The sequence below is a fragment of the Dietzia sp. UCD-THP genome (assembly GCF_000349585.1).
GTDB classification, from domain to species: Bacteria; Actinomycetota; Actinomycetes; order Mycobacteriales; family Mycobacteriaceae; genus Dietzia; species Dietzia natronolimnaea_A.
The window spans coordinates 1-593 of record NZ_AOSR01000061.1 but is presented as its reverse complement, the minus strand read 5'-3'; the positions used below and the strand labels follow the sequence as shown (position 1 = coordinate 593).

General features: G+C 65.3%; 1 protein-coding gene and 1 pseudogene. One reads left to right on the top strand and one right to left on the bottom strand.

Annotation, left to right across the window (positions count from 1 at the left end; genetic code table 11):
- The coding region (locus H483_RS40025; protein ID WP_238556244.1) for a hypothetical protein at positions 1-181 on the top strand (181 nt) is incomplete at its 5' end.
- Positions 182-185: 4 nt separating this feature from the next.
- Here H483_RS40025 and H483_RS38495 read toward each other — a convergent pair.
- A pseudogene (locus tag H483_RS38495) lies at positions 186-593 on the bottom strand (hypothetical protein); the annotation flags it as partial.

Here is a 593-nt window from a genome sequence, read left to right as displayed (position 1 = left end):
GGTCAACCCTCGGCGCCTGTCCAGGAGTTCCCGCCTGCAACGGAACAGCGGGGCTGTCTGCCTCGTCTGCATTACCGACGTCAGTTCCCTCGATGCCACCAGGCTCGACAATGGCATCAAGCCATGCCGCGATGCTGTCTCGCAGGTTGCCCGCGTCTTTGCCGCCGCTACCGCCAAATGAGCCGCTAGTTCCCATCGCCGCTCCACGCCCTCTCGACAACGCCCATCGATGCCTGGAGCTGTTGGTCGTCCGCCCCAGCCTTCCAGGTATCGAGTACAGGGCGGTAGACCGTCCGGTCCAGGGGGCGCAGCTTGATGATCGTTGCCGGTTCGACGTTCGCCGCAGGAATCCCCTTGAGCGCCGCAACCACGTCCGGCTGGGTGGTGGACTGCTGCGCTGCGAGGCGGAGCAGGCTCTCGACGGTGAACTTCTGCAGCATCGGCTGGTCACGGGTACGGCGCCCAAGGTGGCGGACCAGGATCTGCGCGTCGCCCTCAGGCAGCAGTTTCAGCGTTTCGTCGGTGACGCCCGCACGGTCGAGTTTGAGGCTCGAAGTCAGCGCAACTGCAAGGTCGCGAAGACGCTCGGGTAG